Genomic DNA, 22,758 nt, shown 5'->3' on the forward strand with positions numbered 1-22,758 from the left:
CGGATGAATCCTTCGCACTTGAGCGGAGCCGTGCTGGTCCTTGGCAGCGGGCTGCTGGGGGCCAGCATTGGTTTGGGGCTGCGGGCCCGCGGTCTTGACGTGGTCCTCAGCGACCCCTCTCCGTCGGCACAGGCCGTAGCTGTAGACATTGGTGCCGGGCGCGCCTTCGTCCCGGCGCAAGAGCTGCACCCAGAGCTGGTAGTGGTGGCTGCGCCGCCGGATGTCTCCGCGCAGGTAGTGGCCGGGGCTCTCACCCAGTACCCGTCCGCCGTAGTGGTTGACATTGCCAGCGTCAAGGGAGCCATCTTGGCTCAGCTAGAAGCCATGGACTCTCTGGCGCCGGGCGCGCTGGCCCGCTACGTGGGCACACACCCCATGGCAGGGCGTGAACGTTCCGGCCCTGTGGCAGCACGGGGCGAGCTGTTCAACTCGATGCCCTGGGTGCTTTGTCCCTCAGAGTTCAGTAGTGCCCACGCTATCAAGGTGGCGCATTCGCTGGCGATTGACTTGGACGCCGTGGTGTTCCGTTTCACCGCTGAGGAGCACGATGCTGCCGTGGCTTTGGTCTCGCATCTGCCGCAGGTCATGGCGTCTTTGGTGGCGAGCAGACTGGCGGAATCGCCCTCAGCCGCGCTCTCGCTTTCGGGGAACGGGCTTCGCGATGTGACCCGGATCGCTGCCAGCGACCCTGCCTTATGGGTTCAGATTCTCGGTGCCAACGCACCGAAACTGTTGGAGATCATGCAGGGGGTGCGTACCGATTTGGATCGGTTGATCAACACGCTTAGTGCTCCAACAGCTCCCGGGGCACGCCTGGATTTGGCCCAGCTCATGACCGAAGGAAATGAAGGTCAGAGCCGGATTCCTGGCAAGCACGGCGGCCCGCCTCAGCAGTATTCCTGGTTGACGGTTCTAGTTGATGACAAGCCCGGACAGATCGCCAAACTGCTGACTGAAATTGGTGAGATCGGCGTCAACGTCGAAGACCTGCGGATGGACCACTCGGCGGGGCTGCAGGTTGGCATGGTGGAAATTTCGGTGCTGCCCGCCAAGCGTGTGGCACTCGTGGAGGAATTGACGGCACGCGGGTGGAAGGTACTTCAATGAGCAATGCAGATGTAACAGAACAGCAGATTCGCCAGGGCAAATCCCTGGTGGTGGCGGTGGACGGCCCCTCCGGTTCCGGCAAGTCCAGCGTCAGCAAGGCCGTGGCAACACGCCTCGGACTGGCATTTCTGGATACCGGTGCCATGTACCGTTCCGTGGCCTGGCACTGCCTGAACGGCCGCATCAGCTTCGCCGACGCGGCCGCCGTTGAGGCGGCCGCGCGAACCGTCAAAATGGCACAGAGCATGGACCCGGGGACGGAAATGTTCACGATCAACGGCATTAACGTCACCGCCGCCATCCGAGAACCGAAGATTTCCGAGGCCGTCAGCGCCGTCGCCACCAACCTTGGCGCCCGCGCCGAACTGATCCGCCGCCAGCAAGCACTCATTGCAGAACACGGGCGCCGGATCGTGGTTGAGGGACGGGACATCACCACGGTGGTTGCCCCCGACGCCGAGGCGCGCCTGATCCTGACCGCCAGCGAGGAAGCCCGGCTGCGCCGGCGCGGCCTGCAATTGGGCGGCACCCAGAGTGCCGAACAGCTGGCCGAGCAGGTCCTGGCACGCGACGCCAAGGACTCCACCGTGGTCGATTTCCAGCGTGCGGCCGACGGCGTGTACACCGTGGACTCCTCTGATCTGGACTTCGATGCGACCGTTGACGCCGTCATCGCCGTGGTGCGCAGGGCCGTAAACGCGGGTCCGCCTGTATGAGTGGAAAGCAAAAACAGCTGCGGAGTATTTCGGCCGCCCCGCCACGGTGGAGAACCCATTGGAGCCGTCCGCTGGGCCGGTTCCTGGACCATGTGGTGTACAACACCGCTGTGGTGGGACTGGAGAACATTCCCGTCACAGGTCCTGTGGTGTTTGCCGCCAATCACCTGAGCTACCTGGACGGACCCGTCATGGTGGGGGCGAGCAGCCGGTACATGCACGTCATGGTTCGCCATGACATGTTCAAGGGTTTCCTGGGCTGGGTATTACAAGCCTCCGGACAGATCCCCGTCAATAGATCAGGGGACCGTGCCGCACTGCAATACGCCAAAGCGGTCCTTGACCGTGGTGATTGCGTCGGGATCCTGCCAGAAGGTACCCGGGGGAGCGGAGACGCCGCGAACGTCAATAGCGGGGTGGCGTGGCTGGCACTTAACTCAGCGGCCGCCGTCGTGCCTGTTGCCGTACTTGGCACCCGGAACCGGGGAGAACATCGAGATAAAATTCCCTCACCACGGCGCAAAATGCATGTGGTGTTTGGACAACCATTGACAATCACGCGTGAACCCGGTGTTTCCGGCCGTGTTTCAATGGACAGAGCAACCGAACAAATTCGCCTGCGGCTGGCGTCACACATTGCCGCATCCCAAGCCGCAACAGGGCAGGATTTGCCTGCGGATGATCACCTATCTTCAAAGCACAAAGGACAGCAACCATGAGCGACTCCAAATCAGCCACACCCGCTGATGACCAGGAATACGTGCCCACAGGCACCGACCAGATCGCTGAGCGGCTGGCGGCCATTTCCGATGAGGACGCCGACGCACGCGCAGCAGGCCTCCTCGCAGGCCTAGCCAACTACGAGCTCGACGACGCTGACGCGGCCTTGCTGTCCGGCGAATTCGACGACGGCGAGGACTATGACCCCACGCGGCAGAACCCGATTCTGGCCATTGTGGGACGGCCCAACGTGGGTAAATCCACGCTGGTCAACCGAATTCTCGGCCGCCGCGAGGCAGTGGTGGAAGATACTCCCGGCGTGACCCGTGACCGTGTCCAGTACGACGCCGACTGGAGCGGGCGCCCTTTCACGCTCGTCGATACCGGTGGCTGGGAGCGGGATGCTCGCGGACTTGATTTGCGTGTGGCCGAGCAGGCTGAAATTGCCGTAGAGATGGCTGACGCCGTTCTGCTGGTGGTTGATGCCATTGTGGGTATTACCGCATCAGATGAAGCCATTGTGCGCATGCTGCGTAAGTCCAAGAAGCCCGTCATCCTGGTAGGTAACAAGATTGATGACCTGGTCCAGGAAGCCGATCTGGCAATGCTGTGGGGCCTTGGCTTGGGAGAGCCGCTTCCTGTCTCGGCGGTCCACGGCCGCGGTGTGGCAGACATGCTGGACAAGGTCTTGGAGGTTCTGCCGGAATTCTCCGCAGTAGCCGGTCTTGAACGTACCGGCGGCCCGCGCCGCGTTGCCTTGATTGGCCGCCCGAATGTTGGCAAGTCTTCGCTGCTGAACAAGCTGGCCGGAACAGAGCGCGTAGTTGTTGACAACGTTGCCGGAACCACTCGCGATCCCGTCGATGAAATGATTGAACTGGGTGGACGCACCTGGCGTTTTGTGGACACGGCTGGTATTCGCCGCCGCGTGCACATGCAACAAGGTGCTGACTTTTACGCCTCCTTGCGCACCCAGACAGCGTTGGAAAAGGCTGAGGTGGCCGTGGTGCTGCTAGCCGTTGATGAAGTGCTCAGCGAGCAGGATGTGCGCATCTTGCAGTTGGCCATTGAATCCGGCCGTGCCTTGGTGTTGGCGTACAACAAGTGGGACTTGATGGACGATGAGCGCCGCAAGTACTTGGAACGTGAAATTGACCAGGACCTGGCACACGTAAGCTGGGCCCCGCGCGTGAACATCTCGGCCCTGACGGGCTGGCACAAGGACAAGCTTGTCCCCGCCTTGGACTTGGCCTTGGAAAACTGGGATCGCCGCATCCCCACGGGCCGTCTGAACGCGTTCCTGGGCGAACTGGTCTCGGAGCACCCGCACCCCGTGCGCGGTGGCAAGCAGCCCCGTATCCTGTTCGGCACCCAGGCCTCGAACCGTCCGCCGAAGTTTGTCCTGTTCACCACAGGCTTCCTTGACCCGGGCTACCGCCGCTTCATTACGCGCCGCCTGCGTGAAACCTTCGGTTTCGAGGGAACGCCCATTGAAGTTGCCATGCGCGTGCGTGAAAAGCGCAGCAAAAAGAAGTAGACAGTCCCCCTTCCCCGGCCGGAAATCACTCCGGCCGGGGTGTGAGACGCCAATCACAGTCAAAGTGGTCAAGGCGCCCGAGAATATGGGGTAAACTTTTTTCCGATGGTTCAGCCACGGAAGATAACTTCCAAAGGACCGAACCAATCGGGCTGTAGCGCAGCTTGGTAGCGCACTTGACTGGGGGTCAAGGGGTCGCAAGTTCAAATCTTGTCAGCCCGACCGATGCAAAACCGCTCAAACACTGGTGAAAGCCAGAGTTTGAGCGGTTTTTTGTTGCCCACTAACATTTCGGCGGTGACGTGAGGCTTCCCCAGAGACTTCCTGGGTTGGCCCCTAGGACATGGCAGTGGCCAACCAGACAATGAAGAGCAGTGCCAGCAACGAGGCATAGATGCGAAACGCCAGCAATAACCATCGATGGGCTTGTGTGGTCCGTTCTTGGTTTTTAGGTGAGGTGCCGGCTCGAAGCGAAAACATGGGTGGACTCCTGCCTAATCAGCTAGATAGGAACAGCGGCCGGGCAAACCTGTCGATGTGGGGTACCGCCATGCTCAAGTAGGCGCGCGGCGCCGCCCGAGGACCAGGTCCCCTGCATCCGGGCACTGTGCCCGAGTGCGGCTGAACGTACCCGTTACCGTTGGCCCATCCCTGCCGCGCGGGCTTTGATAATGGTCTGTGCCTTGTCTGCGGCACCTAGTTTCGCAAAGACGTTGGACACCAAATTCCAGATGGTTTTGCTGCCAAGGCCAAGATCCGCGGCCGCCGCCCACTCAATGGCCGTTTGCTCCGCTTCCTTCAGTAGGTAGCCGAGCAACCCAGGCTTGAGACAGGCAAACACGGATTCGTCATCTTCGAACATGGTCAACACGGAAATTTTCACACCGGGAAGGTCCTGCACCAGCCGCCGTGGGTCACCTCATCTTTAATCAGTGCTGGCATGTGCAGATCCAGCAGCACCACATCGGGGCGCAATTCCATGACAAGTTCCACGGCGGCCCGTGCGCCCGCAGCCTCGGCCACCACACCCAGTCCTTGGCGCCACGAGTCCGGGTCCCCGCCGTCGTCAGTGACAGTCAGGGTCAGCAGGGCCGCCCGCTATCCTGTGGGTTGCTGGCTGCCGTTCCTTCTTGGACGTGCCAGTGCTGTGGTCTCCGGTGCGTCTTAGCCTGGCGCCCCTGCGCCCATTCACTCCATCGCCAGCACAATCTTTCCCCGGGCATGGCGTGTGCGTACTTTCGCCAATGCGTCCAGGGCCTGTGCGAAGGGAAACACCCGTTCGAGTTCCACACGGAGGGTTCCGCGAACAATGTCCGCCATGACCTCCACCAGTTCCTGCTGCACGTCAAGGCCATAAGGGACGCCCATCGTCTGTATGCCGCGTTCCCGCGTCAGCTCATCACCGGAGATGCTGATCAAGGATCCGCCGTCCTTCACCACGGGCAGGCTGGCACTAGATGTTCCGGGCTGGATTGCCAGGGCCGCATCTACGCCTCCGGGCCGCCAGGCAAGAACCTGCTCTGGCCAGGTGGGGTCGCGATAGTCAACAGCCAAATCCGCACCGAGTGAGAGTAAGTAGCCGCGATTAGCGGCAGATGCAGAGGCGCCTACCCGCCAGCCGCGCCGCACCGCGAGCGGGATGGCCAGTGTGCCGATGGCGCCGGAGCCCCCTGCTACAAACAGCGAACCTCCAGCTCGGATGGGCGGCAGCGCCCGCAATGCACGCAGCACGGTGTTGCCGGCGACAGGCACCGCCGCGGCGCTCACAAAGTCCATGCCGTGAGGAATCGGCACAATGAGCGATCCGTTCTTGACGGCAACAAACTCCGCCCATGTGCCACCTTTTGCTTGCATTGAACTGACAAACGCAATCCGATCACCTACCAGATGGCCTGCCACCTTGGCACCCACAGCCTCAATGACGCCAGCGCCCTCAATTCCTACGGGATAGGGGAAGATGGCATCAGTCGGCAGAAAGTAGGAGTCGTGGATACCTACGCCAATTGCATGGACACGCACCAGCAACTCATCGTCGCTGATGTCCGGTATGGCCACCTCCGCGAGGACCACGCGCTGACTCCCGGGGCTCGGGGAGACAAAGGCTTTCATTGTTTGCACAACTCTCCTGCGCTTGATCTTGGGTGGCGTGGCACCGGGGCCTGCCCTTGGGGATGGTCAGCCTCAAGTGGGCGGGCCACCCTGTCTTGAGTATTGCAGTTCCCGGCAGGTGTGCAACACTGCGTTACTTGAGTAATTCCGATCCTTTGGCGCGGGCCGATCCCTTGGCGCAGGCCGAGGTCGGGCTGGTGTCGGCCCCGCGCAGCTCGGTGCCAAGCCAGTGCCAAGCCGAACCCGGCCACCGCCGCATGCCCGGCCATCTGCCACCTGTCCGGCGCCACCATACAGAATTTGAGAGGAGAGACGTGCCGCCGCCAAACAAGGGGCTTTGCGGTCGCAAGAGCTGATTGCTTGTTCATGGTGGGCTCTCCCGCGCCTTATGGGTGTGTCTGAACTGCTGGGCATGGAGTACGGGAGCTTTCATTGTTCCCGGCCCGAATCAGCAATAAACAGGGGTGCGGGTCCCGCCGGGCCGGGCGTCTTGCCCGAGCCGGAGGGGGATCCAGCCCTTGAACCAAGCGCGTCCTGCCGGGAGACTTGGCCTAGGGCACTTAACCGGCTGGTGATTGCAGGGCTGTTGCTGATAGCCGTGGCTGGCGCCTGTGCGGGCGAGGGGCCGAAGTGGTGTTCCGGCGCACTAGGTTAACGCCGTTGAGCCAATCCATTCCGTTCGTTGCCCAGGCCGTGGTAGGTGCCAGCTGGGCCATTCCCGGAGCCGCACCAGCCTGGCTTCGCCGGCGCAACATCTTGGGCTGACTCATGATGGGCGGGGTGGTTGCCACTGTCACGGCGCTCTCCATCTTTTTGCTGATAGGCCTCCTGCCTGTGCTGTATCCGACCGGAACATGGCTAGGCAGGGTATGGATAGTGCCCACTGTGGTCTTGGTGGCCGGTGACGTACTGCCGTACTGCCGTGCTGCTGCAGCGGGGATGACTCCGGGTACCGGTGCGCTTGGGTGTGGTGCGCCGCCGTGGTCTATGCGGCCGGGTGTTATGGCTCTGGGGAAAGTGCTGGCTGCGGCTGATCCGGACGGTGCACCCTGAACGCCAGCAACTCACGTGGCTGATCGTCACGGTGGCGCTGTTGATGGGTGAACAGTTCCTTGGCGGAACAGTGCCCGGGTAGTGGGTGCTGAGTCTGTCCTTGTACCTTTCTCCCCGTTGCCATAGCCGTAGGCGTCCTGCGCTACCGGTTGCTGGGCATCCAGGCACTGATGCGCAGTGCCCTCGTCTATGCGCTGCTGATGGGGTGCATCATGGCGGTCTACGCGGCAGTGCTTGCTGTGGCCGCGGCACGCCTGACAGGAGACCCCGTGACAGCCCTTGTGGCGGCGGCCCTCATTGCCGTAGGCATCAGCCCCCTGCTCACCAGCGTGCAGTGGACCGCTTCCTCTACGGCAAGGGTGCTGACCCATGTCCGCCGTGTCAGGACTCGGTACGCTCGCCTCTGTGGGGGTGCCGGGTGCCACCGTTGATGGGGAACGCGCCGTCGGCCCTGTGTTCACCGCACCCCTGACCCTGGGCGGGCGGGATGCGGGCACGCTTGAACTGGATGGCCGGACGCCGGGGGAGCGTTACCCAGGGTGGGACAAGGGGATGTTGCGGGCCATGGCGCCGCAACTTGCCGCCGAGATCCATGCACTCTCCCTCACGGCGGAACTGGCCCACCAGCGCGACGCCGTCCTCGAGGCTACGGCCCGTGAACGTGAACGCCTGCGCGGGGACCTGCATGACGGCCTCGGATCGCTGACCGGCGTCGGGCTGGGACTGGCAGCCCTCAGGGACGTCGTCAGCGGGGAGCTTGCCCGCCTAGTCCCTGTGCTGGATAGGAAGGTTGCTGCATCAGTGACCGAGATCCGGCGCATCCTGGACGGGCTCCTCCCCGAGGCCCTAGTCAGGCACGGGCTTGCCCATGTGCTGCCGGTGCGGCCTGCTGGCTGTTTCCGTGGACGACGACGACAATGGCTTCCGCGCTCATCCCGCCGACGGGGTTGGGCTGGCATCCATGCGGGTCAGGGTCACCAGGGTCATAGCCACTAGGTGGGAGCATGAGCATCAATTCCTCGGCGGGCGGGGATTATCCAGACTGGGAGGGTTCCCGGTGAATAAGCCTGTACGCCTGATCATCGCCGACGACCATACCATGTTCCTTCACGGGCTTGCCGCTGCGCTCGCAGCCGGGACTGAGCTGACTGTGGTGGGTCACGCGCGCGACGGCCCCTCACTGATGCTGCTAGTTGAGCGCGAACGCCCTGATGTGGTCTTAACCGACTTGGATATGCCAGCAGTGGACGGCACCAGCGCCATCTTCGGCATCACTGGGGCCTATCCTGACATCCCCGTTTTGGTCTTGTCCATGCACAGCGGCGATGAACAAGTCCTCGGGGCCATCCGCGCGGGAGCCTGCGGGTACTTGCTCAAGGGTGCGGGCCGGGATGAGATTGTGCAGGCTGTGCTGGTGGTGGCCGCTGGGGGAACAGTGTTTGGCAGCGTTGTTGGACGCCGTTTTGGTGGACAGTCACGACCGCTTCTTCACTGACAAGATCGCCAACCGCCGCCTCGTTTTCAACCCGGACGAGACCGGGCAGATTGACGTTCATATGGGCTAGCCGCCTGGTTTTCGTTGCCGGGCGCATGGGGTGGGTTCCCGTTCAGTGGATCGAATATTTGTTTGGGTATCTATTGCGTATTGATTACGGTAAGACTAAAATGGGGGTATGAGTATTCGGGAGCAGGTCCCCGGGGACCGGGGCGGTACAGCCACACAGGATGTGGCTGCGGTCCTTGCCGCGGTGACTGTTCCTTCTATTGAACCCTTTGGCACTGACACGCCAGTATTGGTGGGCTTACCGTTGTATATCCCTATCCCGGTTCCTGATCCTGAACCGGCGTCCGTGGTGGGGATCGCTCGTGAGGTGTATGACCAAGGCCTGCACGCGCTGGGTGTATTGAAGAAACTCGAGGACGCGCTCAGCGCTTGTAAGGCCTCGTTAGTGGCCCGGGTTGTGGGGGCTGCCGGAGTGGAAGCCGGGGTGATCGGGTTGGATTCCTGGCAGCGTGGATTGATGGAATCCTCCGCGTTGACACATCTTGGGCTGGTTCTGGGTATCCCGGAACGTACTGCTGCAGTGTTAGCTCACCACAGTACTGAACTGGCTGACTCTCACCCGCGGGTCCTTGCCGGGCTAAGTAATGGCCTGTTTTCCTTCCGTCACGCCACGGTCATGATGGACGAGTTCGGTACCTTGAATGAGCACGGCGATATCAGCGATGAGAAGCTATTGCTCTTCGAGGACCGGTTGTTGAAGCTGGTCTTGAACACGACCGTGGCGTGTTTTCAAGCGAAAGCACGCAGGGCACGGGAATCAATGTTCCCAGCCACCATGGCAACCCGGACCAAGGAAGCCTTTCGGCAACGGGCCATGACGTGTTTACCGGGAAAAGACGGGATGTCGTGGCTCACCCTGTACGTGCCCACCATGGCCGCTGAAGGTATCTATACCAACTGCACCCGCCTAGCCAGGGCACTGAAAGCCGATGCGAACACAGCCCAATCCCATGCGGACCAAGCAGGTACCGGCCAAGACTGCCGTGAATACCGGACCCTGACCCAACTCAGAGCCGATGTAGGCGCAACCCTGCTCCTAGGACCACCACCCACCAACACCAATAGCAACAGCAACACCGGCGCCAGGGCTGGTGCCAGGGCCGGCGCGGGGGCTGGCGGCAGTGCTGGAGGTGGTGAGGGTTCCGTTGGGGGTGATGGGCTACATGATCGTGTTAATACCTCGGACGGGAACAATGCCTGGTTCGGGGGAGTGCGGATCGCGGAGGAAGAAGCACCCTGGCACTACACCGGCCCGCGTACCAGCCCGAACCCCAGCTCAAACACCAGCCCGAACCCCGGTTCAAGCACGGGCCCGCACACTGCTGCAGCCCCAGAGCTAAACCCAAAGCTAAACCCAGAGCTAAACCCAGAGGTAGCCCCGGGGTGGACTGCTGTGGACGGTGAATCGTTCGCTCACACCACAGCAAATAATCCCACCTCGCAACCCTTTAGCGGTACCGTCCTGCCTGAAACCAGCGGGTCTGTGGTGGGGGATGAGGTGCTGGTGGGTGAGTTGGTGGGGGATGGATCGGGGTTTATCGATGGTGTGGTGGATGGGATTTTTGAGGATCCGCAAGGAGAGTATTTGAGGCAGTTGGAGGCGGTGGCGCACTCGAAGGTGATCACGGATCCGCCCTTACCCAAAGCGCTGATCTTGTTGAAAGTTCCGGTGTTGGGGCTGTTGGGGATCACGGATGAACCCGCTGAACTAGCTGGCCCGTTGGCTGGGCCAGTTCCGGAGAACATTGCCCGGCTTCTCTTAGCGCAGTCCACCACGTTCTTGCGGGTCTTGACGGATCCGATCACCGGTGAAGCGTTGCCAGCACAGCCGCAACGCTACACGCTCAAGGAAGCAGAGAAACTAGTCCTGCAGGCCTTGGCTGGGCATTGCTACGTAGCGAATTGTCCCAACCCTGTCATTGATACCGATCTAGACCATCTGGAAGCGTTCGAGTTCGGGGGCCAGTCCAGCATGATGAATCTACGCCCTGCTTGTAAACGCCACCACACCATGAAGCACTTCAAAGACGATAAAAACCGGTACGGGCAGCGCCGCTGCATCAACGAACCAGAACGCAACAACATCCGGCTGCGTGGCTGGACACCCCAACCCACCAGCGATGGACGCATCGGCTGGATCACCCCATCAGGGACCTACCAAGAACCACCAGAAGAAGACACCCCACGCCCCCGATACCCCAAATGGCTCAAGAAACTCATCACCAAACAACTCAAAAAACGCTCATAACCAAGGGCCCAAATGACCGCACGGGAATCTGGGAAGGGGTACCAAAGACGATCGGGTGGCTTCTGCAAGAACAGAAGCCACCCGATTACGCATGCGCTCAAAGAGTCATGTTCGCAAGGACGCACACACAGCCATCAGTACGCTGGATTCGCCTGCTCGCCCCAGATTCCTCTGCTTGCGCCGGCATTCGCCGGCTTGCGGTTGAACCGTCCTTGACTGGCGGAGTGAGTCTTACATATTTGAAGGCTAGTTCCTCACTTTGCGTGCTGCACCCGAGAGGCTATGGGCGTCCAAGGCGAACAGGTCCGTGGCGCCCGCTGTTGCGGCACCCAGCAGGCTGCCACTCTGGGGCAGGATTTGCTGGGCGTAGAAACGAGCCAATACCAACTGGTTGTCCGCCAGGCTGGCATCATCCGTCTTTGCCGCAGCAACGGCTGCCCGTGCCAGCAACCAAGCACTGGTGCACAGCCCCCACATTCGCAAGTAGGGTGTCGAGCCGGCCAGCAAGGAATTGGGGTCGCCCTGCCCGGTCTTGAGCATCCAATGGGTTGCTCTCTCCAACTCACTGAACTGACGCTCTAATTCCTCCCGGATGCCGTCAAAGTCAGCGCCGGCGTTGGCCAGGTCCGTTTCCACTTCGCGCATGGTGGCAATGAACTCCAGAATGGAGGCGCCTCCTCGGACCCCCAGTTTGCGGCCAACGAGATCGGCCGCCTGAATGCCGTTGGTACCTTCGTAAATAGCGGCAATGCGGACGTCGCGTACGTGCTGGGCGGCCCCTGTCTCTTCAATGAAGCCCATTCCCCCTTGGATCTGTAGTGCCAGCGAGGTGAGCTCGTTCCCCATGTCAGTGCCGAACGACTTGCAGATTGGGGTCAGTATTCCTACGATCTCATCGGCCCGCGCGCGGACTGCCGGATCGGGATCGTGGGTGCTGATATCCACATAGCTTGCGTCCAGCAGCATCAAGTAGCGCAGGGCTGCGATGCTGGCGCGCTGGGTCATGAGCATGCGCCGCACGTCAGGGAATTCGATAATGGCTGAAGTAGCGCCCGTGGCTCCAATGGCCAGACCCTGCTGGCGCTGCTGCGCGTACTCGAGCGATTGCTGGTAGGCGCGCTCTGCCACTGCAAGGCCCTGCGCACCAACACCCAGACGGGCAGCGTTCATCATGACAAACATGATGCGCATTCCCTTGTTCTCTTCGCCGATCAAGTATCCCGTTGCATTCTCGTAGGACAGCACACACGTGGGGGAAGCATGGATGCCCATCTTGTGTTCCAGGGAGACAGTTTCCACGTTGTTGCGTTCGCCGAGCGACTCATCGTCGTTGACCAAGTATTTGGGCACTATAAAACATGAAATGCCGCGGGTTCCCTCAGGCGCCCCGGGCGTGCGGGCGAGCACCAGATGCACGATCTGCTCGGCCATGTCGTGGTCACCGTAGGTAATGAAGATTTTCTGGCCCGTGATGGCGTAGCTGCCGTCCTCATTCTTCACGGCCTTGGTGGTCAGGGCGCCAACATCCGAGCCGGCCTGCGGTTCGGTGAGGTTCATGGTGCCTGTCCACTCGCCACTGACCATCTTGGGCAAATAACGGTTCTTCATTTTGTCATCGCCATAGTGCAGCAGGGCGTCGATGGCACCTTGCGTCAGCAACGGGCATAAGGAGAATGCCAAGTTGGCGCTGTTAAACATCTCTTGGATGGCAAGGCCGACGGCGCGAGGGAAACCGCCACCGCCGTATTCCTCGGGCAGCGGCACGGATCCCCATCCGGCGTCGACATATTGCTGGTACGCATCCTTGAAACCATCGGGGGTGAGAACAGTGCCGTCGGGTTTGAGGTGGGAACCCTGAATGTCCCCCTGTCGGTTCAGTGGCGCAACGATCTCCGCCATGAACTCACCGCACTGTTCCAGGAGTTCGACAACGGTGTCGAGGTCAGCGTGTTCGTAGCCTGGCAACGTGGCGATGTCCGGGTAACCCACAACATGTTCGAGTGCGAAGGCAATGTCTGCAATTGGAGGCTGGTATTCACTCATAATCGTCAGCGTACCGCGACGCGGGCCGTTTGTGGTGAATATTTGTTACTTGCCAGTAATGTGGCGTGGCTCATATTTCTAAAGGTGATGGAAGGTTCCTTCATCGCCTCGCAAAACACTTCCACGTGAGGGGAGGTTCCCGTGGTGGGAACAGGATCATGCGGTGAGCTAAGAAGGAACCCGCAGTGGGGGGCGGTTGGACAAAGTGACATGCGGCTCATTGTCCGTTTCGGTGCAGGTCTTTGGCCTGTTGAGAGGTAATGTTCTTGATAGCCAACGCGCTCTTCTCAGAGTTAGCGGCGGTTAGGCCCATATGAGTATCTCGCCGATGCTTGTATGGGCCGTCTTTATTTGCCCAGAAGTCATAGCCCGCTCAGAAACCTTCGATCACTTGGTCCAGGCCCGGGTTGGTGCCACAGTAATGTGGGAAACGCCGGGGTAATAGGATCAGGCGTGCGTCCAGATCATTCCCCCGAGGCAAGTAAGTGGGGAGGAAACGGAGAATCGTGGTGATTGCCCCAGTTCTTGTTCTGCGTCCTGGACGCGTGGCCGAAGACCTTGAAGAGTTGACAAATGTCTGGCGGGATTCCGTTGAGGCCACCCACCATTTTCTTTCGCTTGAGGCGATAGACAGGCTTGAGCCCCTGGTTAGGGACAAGCACATCCCAAGCCTGCGAATCCATGTAGCGGAGCGAAATGGCTGCATTCTAGGTTTTATTGGCATGGACCGTGATCATGTGGCGATGCTCTATGTGGCTGATGAAGCCAGGTCCAAAGGTGTGGGCAGCAGACTTTTGGAGTGGGCCAAGGATCAGACGCCGCGGCTGACCCTAGATGTCAACGAACAGAACCCGCGTGCCGCTGTTTTCTATGTTAAACGTGGATTTAGGCCCGTAGGTCGATCAGAAAACGATGCCCAGGGGCAACCTCACCCGCTTCTTCAACTGTTCTGGGAAAGGGACCCGGTGGAGGCGGCGCTGCATGGAATGGAATTTTAGGCCATCCGTCCACATCCAAGACCCAAGATTGCCGCAGTCCAGGTGGTAATAATGGCTCGTGGGGATCACACAGTAGGCTGCCAGTGCCAATCCGTCAGCAACAGGCCCACTCATGACCGGTGGTGCTGTAGGTGGTCTCAAGTCCAAGGAATCCTATGCTCAGTACTAGCGCTCTCTCCGGGGCGGCCAGAGCAAAAGTTCCTGACGCAAGAACCGCGCCCGGTGCAGTAGCTGCCCGGGGCAGAGTCCCGCCGTCTGTCAGCAGTCCCAGTTACACCGCGAAGGTGCCTCTCACTAGGAAACGCCCAGAGCACTAGGGCACGCCCAAAGCAAGCAAAGCCAGAGTGCGCGGGTGACCCAGTTGCCCTACGGCGCGGGCGTCCCGGCCTTTCCCTCTCGTGGTTTGGTGGTTTTTACGGGGGTGGTTCCGGGGAGTTCAGGTGTGGGGGCAGGCTTCGTGTGGCCAGCACGTGCGGCAGTCTTTGCCTCCTGCCGGGATGCCCGCTCCCGTTCCTGCTGGTCTTTGCGAACGATCTTTTCCGCTGCCTTGACCTCACGTAGCTTCTTGCTGCGGCGCAGCCACATCCTGCCTAGGACAATGAGCGCCACGGCACAGACCACGCCAACCACCATGAATACTTGGCTCCAAGTACCAAACCAGTTGGCGCTGTTGGCCCAGATGGACCGGGCGTCGGCAGCGGATTGCGTGCTGCCGTACAGTACCCCAAGAGTCAGCAGGTTGGGGATGAGCAGCATCAGTCCCAGCGCCACCAAACTCAGCCGCACCCACTTGTTGAACGCCCTCCGGTGCGCCTGCCAGGCAATCAGAACAGGGAGAAAGGTGAAAACGAAGCCGTAAAACATGCCCAACGGAATGCTGTTACCCAGTTGGCCGCCAATCTGACCCCTGATGGAGTTGGCCCACATCAACGGAACCGTCACCGAGGCAATCAAATAGACAATGACAAGAACGGCTATGGCGATAGCGCCGATGATGGTGCGCACAAGCCAGACGGGCATTTTGCCCCTGCGGCCGTTGTCTAGGCTGCTAGGGGAACCGCCGGCGGTGGGAGGCGTCACAGAATCAGTCATAGATGAATCATGTCAGAGTCCGCGCTATGGTTCGGGCGCAGAAGTGACTAATTTGCTAGAATGCACCTTCGACTTGTAAAGAACGGCTCCACCCTAAAGACTGGACGTGGTCAAGGAGCGAAAACGGCCTTGGAGCATGTTTTAATTTAAACTTCACTTTCTTCGCGCGGCAGCGATGAACCTCGAAAGGTGCCCATCATGAGCAATATTCCCGCAGATCTGTCCTACACAGCAGAGCACGAATGGGTTTCAGCCCCCACAGCCGACGGCGTGGTGCGGGTTGGCATCACCGATTTCGCCCAGGACGCCTTGGGAGATGTTGTCTACGTGCAAATGCCCGAGAACGGCGCGGATGTTACGGCCGATACCGTGGTGGGCGAAGTCGAATCGACGAAGAGCGTCAGTGACATTTACGCACCATTGACGGGGCAGGTTTCGGCCCGCAACGAGGATTTGGATGCGGATCCATCCCTTATTAACTCCGATCCTTACGGAGCGGGCTGGCTGGTGGAAATCACCCTCAGCGATGTGTCCAGCTACGGCTCATTGCTCAGCGCGGCGCAGTACCAGGAAAAGGTAGGCTAGTAGCTGGAAGCTATGTTCCAGACGCCCGTCCGCGCCGCGGTACCGGGTGGTGCGTGTCAGAGCATTCACAGCAACGGCTCGTAAGTTGGTAATATTGTGGGTTCGAGTGAACCCTCAAAGACTTTTTACAAGGAGGAGTACCAATGGTTGACAGAGGTAACGACGCCGGGGTGAACGATCAGGCGGGCCTCAAGGATCAGCCCGGTGCACCAGATACCACTTCGATTCAGCTTCCTCCGGTCCAGGGCGGTCCAACGTCGGTACCGATTTTGGCGCCTGATGAACAAAATGCCGTGAACTCGCTGCCCGCGGGTTCGGCTCTGCTCATTGCGCACATGGGGCCGAATGCAGGGGCTCGTTTCCTGCTTGACAGTCAAGTGACCACCGCCGGGCGGCATCCAGACGCTGACATTTTCCTTGACGATGTCACCGTCTCACGCCGCCACGTGAACTTCATCAAGTTCGACGGCGGCTTTGAAGTTGTCGATTCCGGCAGCCTCAACGGCACGTACGTCAATGGTGACAGGGTGGATGCAGTCCGGCTACGGACCGGCAACGAGGTGCAGATTGGCAAATTCCGCCTGACCTACTACTTCAGTGCCAATCCGGGAGCCGGTGACAGTACCAGTTCATCGGATTCCTAAGGGCACCGTGGGAAGCGTGAATTCCGCAGCAGGGCGCCGGCTGGTGGATGTGCATTCCAGCAGCCGGCGGACCGGCGCCGCAACCATCTTGAATATCGGTGAGGTGCTTGCTTTGCTGTGCGCTGATTTCCCTTCTGTGACGGCGTCCAAGATCCGTTTTTATGAAGAAAAGGGGCTCATCACCCCGCAGCGCACCCCGGCGGGCTACCGCCAATTCCGGGAGCCCGACGTCGAACGTCTGCGGTTTGTCCTGGCGCTGCAACGCGATCACTACCTGCCGTTGAAGGTCATCCGGGAGTATTTGGATGCGATAGATCAAGGCTTGACACCGCTGAACCTCCCGCCAGGAGTATCTGTGGCACCACGGATGGTCTCTGACGAACTTGCCCGAGAACTCAAGAGTAAATCCCGCCGTTTGACGGCCGAGCAACTGCGGATTGAATCCGGGGCCAGCGCAGAACTGCTGGCAACCATGGTCAGCTATGGACTTGTGGAAAATAAGGACGGCACCTTTGACGAGCACGCCGTAAAGATTGCCCAGGCCTGCACCGCACTGGCCGCGCACGGGCTTGAACCGCGGCACCTGCGCCCGTTCCAAGCAGCGGCAGAGCGTGAGTTCGGTTTGGTGGAACGCGTAGTGGCTCCGCTGTCCTCACGCAAGGATGGCACATCCGCGGTGCGCGCCGCCGAAGCCGCCCGCGAGATTGCCGAACTCTGCTTGACCTTGCACAGCTCCCTGGTCCAGGTGCGGATTGCGGAGATGGAAAGCTCATGATTGAAGTGGAAATTGTTGGCGTGCGGATCGAGATGCCCTCCAACCAGCCCCTGGTGCTGTTGCGCGAGCGCAGTGGCCCGCGGCACATCCCGATCTGGATTGGAGCCGCAGAGGCCACAGCCATCGCCTTGGCCGAACAAGGGGTCATCCCGCCCCGCCCACTCACCCACGATCTCTTGTGTGAGGTGGTCCATGCGCTGGGCCGTAAAATAGTGCGGGTAAATTTGACCAAGGTTGAGGAGGGTGTTTTCCATGGCGAACTGGTCATGGATGACAGCACCACTGTCAGCTCAAGGGCCTCTGATGCCATTGCCATCGCCCAGCGTGCCCATTGCTCCATCTGGGCTGCGGAAAGCCTGGTGGATGAGGCTGGGGTTGAGATTGGTCCTCACGAGGAAGCCTCCGGCGGCGCCGAAGCTGCTGGGGATAGTGCCGATGACGATGCCAAGGAACGTGAGGTTCGTCAATTTAGGGAATTCCTCAACGACGTTGAACCTGAAGATTTTGAGAAGTAAACCCCGGTTTTCCGAGCTTTCCCACAGTCACCTAAGGTTCAGGCTGAGGTCGAAACTTTCGACACGCTAAAAATGAAGTGCCGAGATCTTTGACCTTGGACTCGCACCGATCTAACGTCAAGGTATTGAGTTCCCCATTGCAAGCCACGGCTGCTGCGGGCAGACTTGAGAGACGGGCTATCTCTGACTCTCCTTGTATGCCTTGCTTCCATGTGCAACGCAACCATCCATTCAGGGGAGCTTCGAATAGGAGGATCCACGTGAGTGCCACCAGTGACGTCGGCGGAACTAATGCCGCTGCTGTCCCCAGCACGGCTTTGAGTGCAGGGTCACAGGGGTTGCTCTTTACCGAGGATCTTCCAGTTCTGGACCAGAACGCAGGCTACCGCGGACCCACCGCATGTAAAGCGGCTGGGATCACCTACCGTCAGCTCGATTATTGGGCCCGTACCGGGCTTGTTGAACCGGCGGTGCGCGGCGCGGCGGGTTCAGGTTCCCAACGCCTCTACGGCTTCCGAGACATCCTGGTCCTGAAGGTCGTCAAGAGGCTCTTGGATACGGGAGTGTCCCTGCAACAGATCCGCTCTGCCGTGGAACACCTGCGCGAACGCGGTGTTGAAGATCTGGCCCAAATCACGTTGATGAGTGACGGCGCATCCGTCTACGAATGCACCTCCGCAGACGAGGTCATCGATCTGGTCCAAGGCGGCCAAGGCGTCTTCGGCATTGCTGTTGGCCGGGTCTGGCGTGAAGTTGAGGGTAGCTTGGCAGCCCTCCCCAGCGAACACGCAGCAGTGCAGACGTTTCCTGGCGATGAACTGAGCAAGCGTCGGGAAGCACGCAAGATCTCCTAATCTCCACCTTGGCGCGTGAATTCGCGTCTACAGCTTCCATCCTTGAGAAATGCCATGGTTTGACGTAAATGCCACAGCTTGAGCTGTGGCATTTACGTCAAACCATGGCATTTTTGTTGGCGGGGCCGAAAGCGGCGCTGACAGGTGCGGAATCCTAGCCGCGGTAGAGGCGGCTACGGGTGGCGCTCTGGTTCAGCACAGAGTCAAGCAACCGGTCAAAGAGAGCTGAGGCGTTCTTGGCGGAGTCTCCTGGCCATTGGTGCACCGGATGTGCGGCACCTTGAATCTGCTGCCAATTGGCCTGTTCGGGGATGGTGGGGGAGAGCAGTAGATCGCTAAACATGGTTCGCATCTCTGCCAGACGGTACGCGTGCTCATTGGAGCCAGTCCGAACACGGTTGGCCACAATCCCGGCCGGCACCAGCGCCGGAGCGAATTCAGTTCTGAAAAGCTCAATGGCGCGCAAAGTACGCTGAGTGCCGGCAACCGAGAACAGGCCCGGCTCAGCCACCAAAAGAACCCGGCTGCTGGCTGTCCACGCCATGCGCGTCAAACCATTGAGCGAGGGTGGGCAGTCAATCAGGACCAACTGGTACGGAGCACTGCCATCACGGTCGGCATTGGCCAAAAGAGTGGCAAGTCTGCGCAAATCACGTTTGCCCAGATCGGGGCGATCATAAATCCCGCTAAACGCCGAGCCCATGGCAACGTCAAGCGTGGGGAGGGGCCCGTCGTCGTTCTTGTGGGCGGCCAACCAGCCGCTGGGGGCCACGTTGGCACCAAGATCGACCTTCTTGGCATTCTTGATCATCTGGCCAATGTCTAGCTGACCGCGCGGGACAACACCTAGCCCGGTGGTGGCGTCGGCATGAGGGTCAAGGTCTATGACGAGGGTCGGGATGCCGGCAGCCAACGCTGCTGAGGCCAAACCGAGCGTGACTGAGGTCTTGCCGACGCCACCCTTGAGGCTGCTGATACTCACTACTTGCACGGATGAACCATTACCCTTTGCGTTGCTTTTTTACTGATATGCCTGGTATTGGCATTGACACATACAATAGCTGTGGAACGTTCGCGACTTGGAGAACCCATTGACAAATACCTTTGATTTTCTGCCCGGGAGCCAAAACACAAACAACCTTGTGTCGGCCGTCTTTAGCGATCGTCACATCGGGGTTGCATCGCAACCCCACATTCATCATATGTTGAGCGTCCTTGGATTTGGTTCTTTGGACGAGCTTTCTATTGCGGCGCTGCCCAAATCGATCTACATGAGCCAACCGCTCTCGCTTCAGGCCGCTGTGTCTGAGGAGGCCATGCTGGCCGAATTGCGCGTGCTGGCGGCAAAGAACACCGTGAACAAGTCCTATATTGGCCAAGGCTATTATGGCACCCACACCCCCGGAGTTATCCAGCGTAACGTCTTGGAGAGCCCCGCCTGGTACACGGCATACACGCCCTACCAGCCCGAAATTTCCCAAGGCCGCCTTGAAGCACTTCTGAACTTCCAAACAGTTGTGGCGGATCTCACCGGAATGGTCACGGCCAACGCCTCCATGCTGGATGAGGGAACAGCCGCGGCCGAAGCCGTTGCCTTGATGCGCCGCAGCAACCGCGGTGCCTCCGATGATGCTGTGCTGCTGGTGGACGCCGATGTTTTCCCGCAGACTTTGGCCGTGATCAACACCCGTGCCAAGGCCATGGGCATCCCCGTGCGGGTCCATGACTTCGAGAACGAACTCCCGGACGTTGAGTTCTTTGGCGTACTTGTGCAGTACCCTGGCGATTCCGGAATGATCCGTGAGCTTGGACCCGTCATCGCTGCGGCCCATGAGAAGAAGGCTCTGGTGGCGGTTGCCGCAGATTTGCTGGCGCTGACGCTGCTGGAATCTCCCGGTGAGCTCGGAGCCGATCTTGCTGTGGGATCCTCGCAGCGCTTCGGCGTGCCCATGGGCTTTGGCGGCCCGCACGCCGGCTACATGGCCGTTCGCAAGGGACTGGAGCGTGCACTGCCGGGCCGTTTGGTGGGCGTCTCCAAGGACGCCGCCGGAAACCAGGCCTACCGCCTTGCACTGCAGACCCGTGAGCAGCACATTCGCCGCGAGAAGGCCACCTCCAACATTTGCACGGCACAGGTGCTGCTGGCCGTCATGGCTGGCATGTACGCCGTCTATCACGGCCCCGAAGGCCTCAAACGTATTGCCACCCGCGTCCATGCCATGGCCGTGGCTGTTGCAGAGACTGCAACGGCTGCCGGTCACACCGTGGTGCACGCCAACTACTTTGACACCCTCAAGATCCGGATAGCCTCTGTTAGCGGCCACGCAGCCGCTGAGCTGGTGGCGGCAGCCCACGCCGCTGGCTACCTCCTGCGCCAGGTGGACCACGATCACGTGCAGATTGCCGTCGATGAAACCACCACGGAAGCAGACGTTGCCGGGTTCGCCACACTGTTTGGCACTGAGTTCACCGGCGCACAGTCTCCCTCCGCTCAGGGGCCGAAAATTGCCCAGTTTGCGGAGGATGTTCTGCTTCCCACCCCGCACCGTGCCACGGGCTTCATGAGCAATGAGGTGTTCCACGCGCACAACTCAGAGACCCAGATGCTGCGCTACCTGCGTAAACTCTCGGATGCAGACTATGCGCTGGACCGCGGCATGATCCCTTTGGGCTCGTGCACCATGAAGCTCAACGCCACCGCCGAGATGGCTGCCGTGACGTGGCCGGAATTTTCCAACCTGCACCCGTTCGCACCCGCCGCGGACACCGTGGGCATTGTGGAAATGGCCACACAGCTGGAGTCCTGGCTGGCGGAAATTACCGGCTATGACGCCGTTTCGGTTCAGCCCAACGCCGGTTCGCAAGGTGAATTTGCTGGCCTCATGGCCATCCGCGCCTTCCACGTGGAAAACGGCAACCCGCACCGCGATATTGTGCTGATACCCGCTTCCGCGCACGGCACCAACGCCGCCTCAGCCGTCATGGCCGGGCTGAAGGTAGTCCCGGTTGCCACGGACGGATTCGGCAACGTTGATATTGATGATCTGAAGGCCCAGATCCACGTCCACGAAAACAACTTGGCTGCCATCATGGTCACCTACCCGTCAACCCACGGCGTGTTTGAGACGGAGATTTCCAACATCTGCGCCATGATCCACGACGCGGGAGGCCAGGTTTACGTGGACGGTGCCAACTTGAACGCTCTGGTTGGTTTGGCCCAGCCCGGGAAATTTGGTGCCGACGTTTCCCACCTGAACCTGCACAAGACGTTCTGCATTCCGCACGGCGGCGGCGGTCCAGGCGTGGGCCCCGTAGCTGTTGGTGCCCACCTGGCCAAACACCTGCCCGCCCGCGAGCTCGGCGCAGACACCACGGTGGGTCTGGTTTCCAGCGCACCGTACGGTTCGGCGTCGATCCTGCCCATCTCCTGGGCTTATATCCGCATGATGGGACCGGACGGGCTGCGCCTGGCCACCCAGACGGCCATCCTCTCTGCGAACTATATTGCCCGGCGCCTGAGCGAGCATTACCCGGTTCTGTACACGGGCGCCAATGATCTGGTGGCTCACGAGTGCATTTTGGATCTGCGCGGCATTACCGCGGATTCCGGTGTCAGCGTGGATGATGTGGCCAAGCGCCTCATCGACTACGGCTTCCACGCTCCCACCATGTCCTTCCCCGTCCCGGGCACCTTGATGGTGGAGCCCACGGAATCGGAGGACTTGGCTGAAATTGATCGCTTCATCAACGCCATGATCTCCATCCGTCAAGAAATTGCAGCTGTCCAGGACGGGCAATGGCCGGCTGCGGACAACCCGCTAGTCAACGCACCGCACACGGCACAAAGCATTGCACAGGAGTGGGAACACCCCTACAGCCGCGAAACCGCTGTTTTCCCGGCGGGTGTGGACCCTCGGGCCAAGTACTGGCCCGTAGTGCGCCGGATCGATCAGGCGTACGGGGACCGCAACTTGGTCTGCTCCTGCCCGTCCATTGAAGAATTAGCGGAAGTTTTCTAAACGAGGTGGTTCTCCCCACCAAACCAACTGTGTGCGGAGTCACAGTTGGTTTGGTGGCAGGATTTGCTACGCTGACAACGGTGATGAGCAGCACAGTTTGTGGGGCATCGCAGGATCGGAAGTTCTAGTCCTTTGGAGCGTTAGATATTTTGCTTCATACAGACTCGGCTTTATTAAGA

General features: G+C 60.3%; 23 protein-coding genes and 1 tRNA gene. 17 read left to right on the forward strand and 7 right to left on the reverse strand.

Going from position 1 to position 22,758, the window contains the following annotated elements; genetic code table 11:
- Window positions 1-3: 3 nt before the first annotated feature.
- The 5 genes from CVS29_RS09000 to CVS29_RS09020 all read left to right on the forward strand — a co-directional run bounded on the left by CVS29_RS09000 (window position 4) and on the right by CVS29_RS09020 (window position 4,302).
- The gene (locus CVS29_RS09000) at window positions 4-1,107 is read left to right on the forward strand and encodes a prephenate dehydrogenase (protein ID WP_110106004.1); all 1,104 of its coding nucleotides are present in this window, start codon (window positions 4-6) and stop codon (window positions 1,105-1,107) included.
- The gene (gene cmk, locus CVS29_RS09005) at window positions 1,104-1,823 is read left to right on the forward strand and encodes a (d)CMP kinase (RefSeq protein ID WP_110106005.1); all 720 of its coding nucleotides are present in this window, start codon (window positions 1,104-1,106) and stop codon (window positions 1,821-1,823) included. The genes CVS29_RS09000 and cmk overlap by 4 nt, the downstream gene beginning before the upstream one ends.
- Entirely contained in the window at window positions 1,820-2,542 is a 723-nt protein-coding gene (locus tag CVS29_RS09010) for a lysophospholipid acyltransferase family protein (protein ID WP_110106006.1), read from the forward strand. The genes cmk and CVS29_RS09010 overlap by 4 nt, the downstream gene beginning before the upstream one ends.
- Window positions 2,539-4,080 carry a ribosome biogenesis GTPase Der gene (der, locus tag CVS29_RS09015; protein ID WP_110106007.1) on the forward strand — a complete coding sequence of 514 codons (1,542 nt, stop codon included), beginning with the start codon at window positions 2,539-2,541 and terminating at the stop codon, window positions 4,078-4,080. Before CVS29_RS09010 ends, der begins: the two co-directional genes overlap by 4 nt.
- Window positions 4,081-4,228: 148 nt before the next feature.
- Window positions 4,229-4,302 (forward strand) — tRNA-Pro (locus CVS29_RS09020).
- Window positions 4,303-4,416: 114 nt separating this feature from the next.
- On the opposite strand, the gene CVS29_RS18445 is transcribed toward CVS29_RS09020, so the two are convergent.
- From CVS29_RS18445 to CVS29_RS09035, 4 genes are all read right to left on the reverse strand, one after another.
- The gene (locus CVS29_RS18445) at window positions 4,417-4,560 is read right to left on the reverse strand and encodes a hypothetical protein (protein WP_170120943.1); all 144 of its coding nucleotides are present in this window, start codon (window positions 4,558-4,560) and stop codon (window positions 4,417-4,419) included.
- A 154-nt stretch (window positions 4,561-4,714) separates the two neighbouring features.
- On the reverse strand, window positions 4,715-4,963 hold the full coding sequence (locus CVS29_RS09025; RefSeq protein ID WP_110106008.1) for a response regulator transcription factor: 249 nt from the start codon (window positions 4,961-4,963) through the stop codon (window positions 4,715-4,717).
- Window positions 4,960-5,106 (reverse strand): hypothetical protein, encoded by a 147-nt coding sequence (locus CVS29_RS09030; RefSeq protein WP_170120944.1) that lies wholly within the window; start codon window positions 5,104-5,106, stop codon window positions 4,960-4,962. The genes CVS29_RS09025 and CVS29_RS09030 overlap by 4 nt, the downstream gene beginning before the upstream one ends.
- 162 nt (window positions 5,107-5,268) lie before the next feature.
- Complete coding sequence (locus CVS29_RS09035) at window positions 5,269-6,189, reverse strand: NADP-dependent oxidoreductase (protein ID WP_110106010.1); 921 nt, start codon at window positions 6,187-6,189, stop codon at window positions 5,269-5,271.
- A gap of 780 nt (window positions 6,190-6,969) precedes the next feature.
- Between CVS29_RS09035 and CVS29_RS09045 the strand changes: the two genes are divergently transcribed.
- The 5 genes from CVS29_RS09045 (at window position 6,970) to CVS29_RS09060 (ending at window position 11,054) form a co-directional block, all read left to right on the forward strand.
- Window positions 6,970-7,242, forward strand: a complete 273-nt coding sequence (locus tag CVS29_RS09045; RefSeq protein ID WP_110106012.1) for a hypothetical protein — start codon at window positions 6,970-6,972, stop codon at window positions 7,240-7,242.
- Between the two features lie 170 nt (window positions 7,243-7,412).
- A complete protein-coding gene (locus CVS29_RS18230) occupies window positions 7,413-7,673 on the forward strand; it encodes a hypothetical protein (protein WP_146213030.1) in 261 nt (86 codons plus the stop codon).
- A complete protein-coding gene (locus tag CVS29_RS09050) occupies window positions 7,612-8,238 on the forward strand; it encodes a histidine kinase (protein WP_110106013.1) in 627 nt (208 codons plus the stop codon). Before CVS29_RS18230 ends, CVS29_RS09050 begins: the two co-directional genes overlap by 62 nt.
- 61 nt (window positions 8,239-8,299) lie before the next feature.
- A complete protein-coding gene (locus tag CVS29_RS09055) occupies window positions 8,300-8,737 on the forward strand; it encodes a response regulator (protein ID WP_170120945.1) in 438 nt (145 codons plus the stop codon).
- Window positions 8,738-8,915: 178 nt separating this feature from the next.
- Window positions 8,916-11,054 carry an HNH endonuclease signature motif containing protein gene (locus tag CVS29_RS09060; RefSeq protein WP_110106015.1) on the forward strand — a complete coding sequence of 713 codons (2,139 nt, stop codon included), beginning with the start codon at window positions 8,916-8,918 and terminating at the stop codon, window positions 11,052-11,054.
- Window positions 11,055-11,300: 246 nt separating this feature from the next.
- Here the strand turns inward: CVS29_RS09060 and CVS29_RS09065 are convergent, their stop codons facing one another.
- A complete protein-coding gene (locus CVS29_RS09065) occupies window positions 11,301-13,097 on the reverse strand; it encodes an acyl-CoA dehydrogenase family protein (RefSeq protein WP_110106016.1) in 1,797 nt (598 codons plus the stop codon).
- Window positions 13,098-13,642: 545 nt separating this feature from the next.
- On the opposite strand from CVS29_RS09065, the gene CVS29_RS09070 reads away from it, so the two are divergent.
- Entirely contained in the window at window positions 13,643-14,095 is a 453-nt protein-coding gene (locus CVS29_RS09070; RefSeq protein ID WP_211315113.1) for a GNAT family N-acetyltransferase, read from the forward strand.
- 366 nt (window positions 14,096-14,461) lie between these two features.
- Here CVS29_RS09070 and CVS29_RS09075 read toward each other — a convergent pair whose 3' ends face one another.
- On the reverse strand, window positions 14,462-15,187 hold the full coding sequence (locus CVS29_RS09075; protein ID WP_110106017.1) for a TMEM175 family protein: 726 nt from the start codon (window positions 15,185-15,187) through the stop codon (window positions 14,462-14,464).
- Between the two features lie 198 nt (window positions 15,188-15,385).
- Between CVS29_RS09075 and gcvH the strand changes: the two genes are divergently transcribed.
- The 5 genes from gcvH (at window position 15,386) to CVS29_RS09100 (ending at window position 18,560) form a co-directional block, all read left to right on the forward strand.
- Window positions 15,386-15,772, forward strand: coding sequence for a glycine cleavage system protein GcvH (gcvH, locus tag CVS29_RS09080; RefSeq protein WP_110106222.1), 387 nt, complete (start codon window positions 15,386-15,388; stop codon window positions 15,770-15,772).
- 143 nt (window positions 15,773-15,915) lie between these two features.
- Window positions 15,916-16,416: an FHA domain-containing protein gene (locus CVS29_RS09085; protein ID WP_110106018.1), complete on the forward strand. Its 501-nt coding sequence runs from the start codon at window positions 15,916-15,918 to the stop codon at window positions 16,414-16,416.
- 49 nt (window positions 16,417-16,465) lie between these two features.
- The gene (ftsR, locus tag CVS29_RS09090) at window positions 16,466-17,191 is read left to right on the forward strand and encodes a transcriptional regulator FtsR (RefSeq protein ID WP_245932172.1); all 726 of its coding nucleotides are present in this window, start codon (window positions 16,466-16,468) and stop codon (window positions 17,189-17,191) included.
- Window positions 17,188-17,706, forward strand: a complete 519-nt coding sequence (locus CVS29_RS09095) for a bifunctional nuclease family protein (protein ID WP_110106020.1) — start codon at window positions 17,188-17,190, stop codon at window positions 17,704-17,706. Before ftsR ends, CVS29_RS09095 begins: the two co-directional genes overlap by 4 nt.
- Window positions 17,707-18,023: 317 nt before the next feature.
- Complete coding sequence (locus tag CVS29_RS09100; protein WP_179442535.1) at window positions 18,024-18,560, forward strand: MerR family transcriptional regulator; 537 nt, start codon at window positions 18,024-18,026, stop codon at window positions 18,558-18,560.
- A gap of 154 nt (window positions 18,561-18,714) precedes the next feature.
- Here CVS29_RS09100 and CVS29_RS09105 read toward each other — a convergent pair whose 3' ends face one another.
- Window positions 18,715-19,551 (reverse strand): ParA family protein, encoded by an 837-nt coding sequence (locus CVS29_RS09105; RefSeq protein ID WP_110106022.1) that lies wholly within the window; start codon window positions 19,549-19,551, stop codon window positions 18,715-18,717.
- 151 nt (window positions 19,552-19,702) lie between these two features.
- Between CVS29_RS09105 and gcvP the strand changes: the two genes are divergently transcribed.
- Window positions 19,703-22,579 (forward strand): aminomethyl-transferring glycine dehydrogenase, encoded by a 2,877-nt coding sequence (gene gcvP, locus CVS29_RS09110; protein ID WP_211315121.1) that lies wholly within the window; start codon window positions 19,703-19,705, stop codon window positions 22,577-22,579.
- The last annotated feature ends 179 nt before the right edge of the window (window positions 22,580-22,758 follow it).

Source organism: Arthrobacter psychrochitiniphilus (assembly GCF_003185915.1).
In the GTDB taxonomy this organism is placed as follows: domain Bacteria; phylum Actinomycetota; class Actinomycetes; order Actinomycetales; family Micrococcaceae; genus Specibacter; species Specibacter psychrochitiniphilus.

Excerpts from the sequence above, each read along its gene's own strand:
- CVS29_RS09000 (WP_110106004.1), top strand. The coding sequence starts at position 4 with ATGAATCCTTCGCACTTGAGCGGAGCCGTGCTGGTCCTTGGCAGCGGG.
- cmk (WP_110106005.1), top strand. The coding sequence starts at position 1,104 with ATGAGCAATGCAGATGTAACAGAACAGCAGATTCGCCAGGGCAAATCC.
- CVS29_RS09010 (WP_110106006.1), top strand. The coding sequence starts at position 1,820 with ATGAGTGGAAAGCAAAAACAGCTGCGGAGTATTTCGGCCGCCCCGCCA.
- der (WP_110106007.1), top strand. The coding sequence starts at position 2,539 with ATGAGCGACTCCAAATCAGCCACACCCGCTGATGACCAGGAATACGTG.
- CVS29_RS18445 (WP_170120943.1), bottom strand. The coding sequence starts at position 4,560 with ATGTTTTCGCTTCGAGCCGGCACCTCACCTAAAAACCAAGAACGGACC.
- CVS29_RS09035 (WP_110106010.1), bottom strand. The coding sequence starts at position 6,189 with ATGAAAGCCTTTGTCTCCCCGAGCCCCGGGAGTCAGCGCGTGGTCCTC.
- CVS29_RS18230 (WP_146213030.1), top strand. The coding sequence starts at position 7,413 with ATGCGCAGTGCCCTCGTCTATGCGCTGCTGATGGGGTGCATCATGGCG.
- CVS29_RS09050 (WP_110106013.1), top strand. The coding sequence starts at position 7,612 with ATGTCCGCCGTGTCAGGACTCGGTACGCTCGCCTCTGTGGGGGTGCCG.
- CVS29_RS09060 (WP_110106015.1), top strand. The coding sequence starts at position 8,916 with ATGAGTATTCGGGAGCAGGTCCCCGGGGACCGGGGCGGTACAGCCACA.
- CVS29_RS09065 (WP_110106016.1), bottom strand. The coding sequence starts at position 13,097 with ATGAGTGAATACCAGCCTCCAATTGCAGACATTGCCTTCGCACTCGAA.
- CVS29_RS09075 (WP_110106017.1), bottom strand. The coding sequence starts at position 15,187 with ATGACTGATTCTGTGACGCCTCCCACCGCCGGCGGTTCCCCTAGCAGC.
- gcvH (WP_110106222.1), top strand. The coding sequence starts at position 15,386 with ATGAGCAATATTCCCGCAGATCTGTCCTACACAGCAGAGCACGAATGG.
- CVS29_RS09085 (WP_110106018.1), top strand. The coding sequence starts at position 15,916 with ATGGTTGACAGAGGTAACGACGCCGGGGTGAACGATCAGGCGGGCCTC.
- CVS29_RS09095 (WP_110106020.1), top strand. The coding sequence starts at position 17,188 with ATGATTGAAGTGGAAATTGTTGGCGTGCGGATCGAGATGCCCTCCAAC.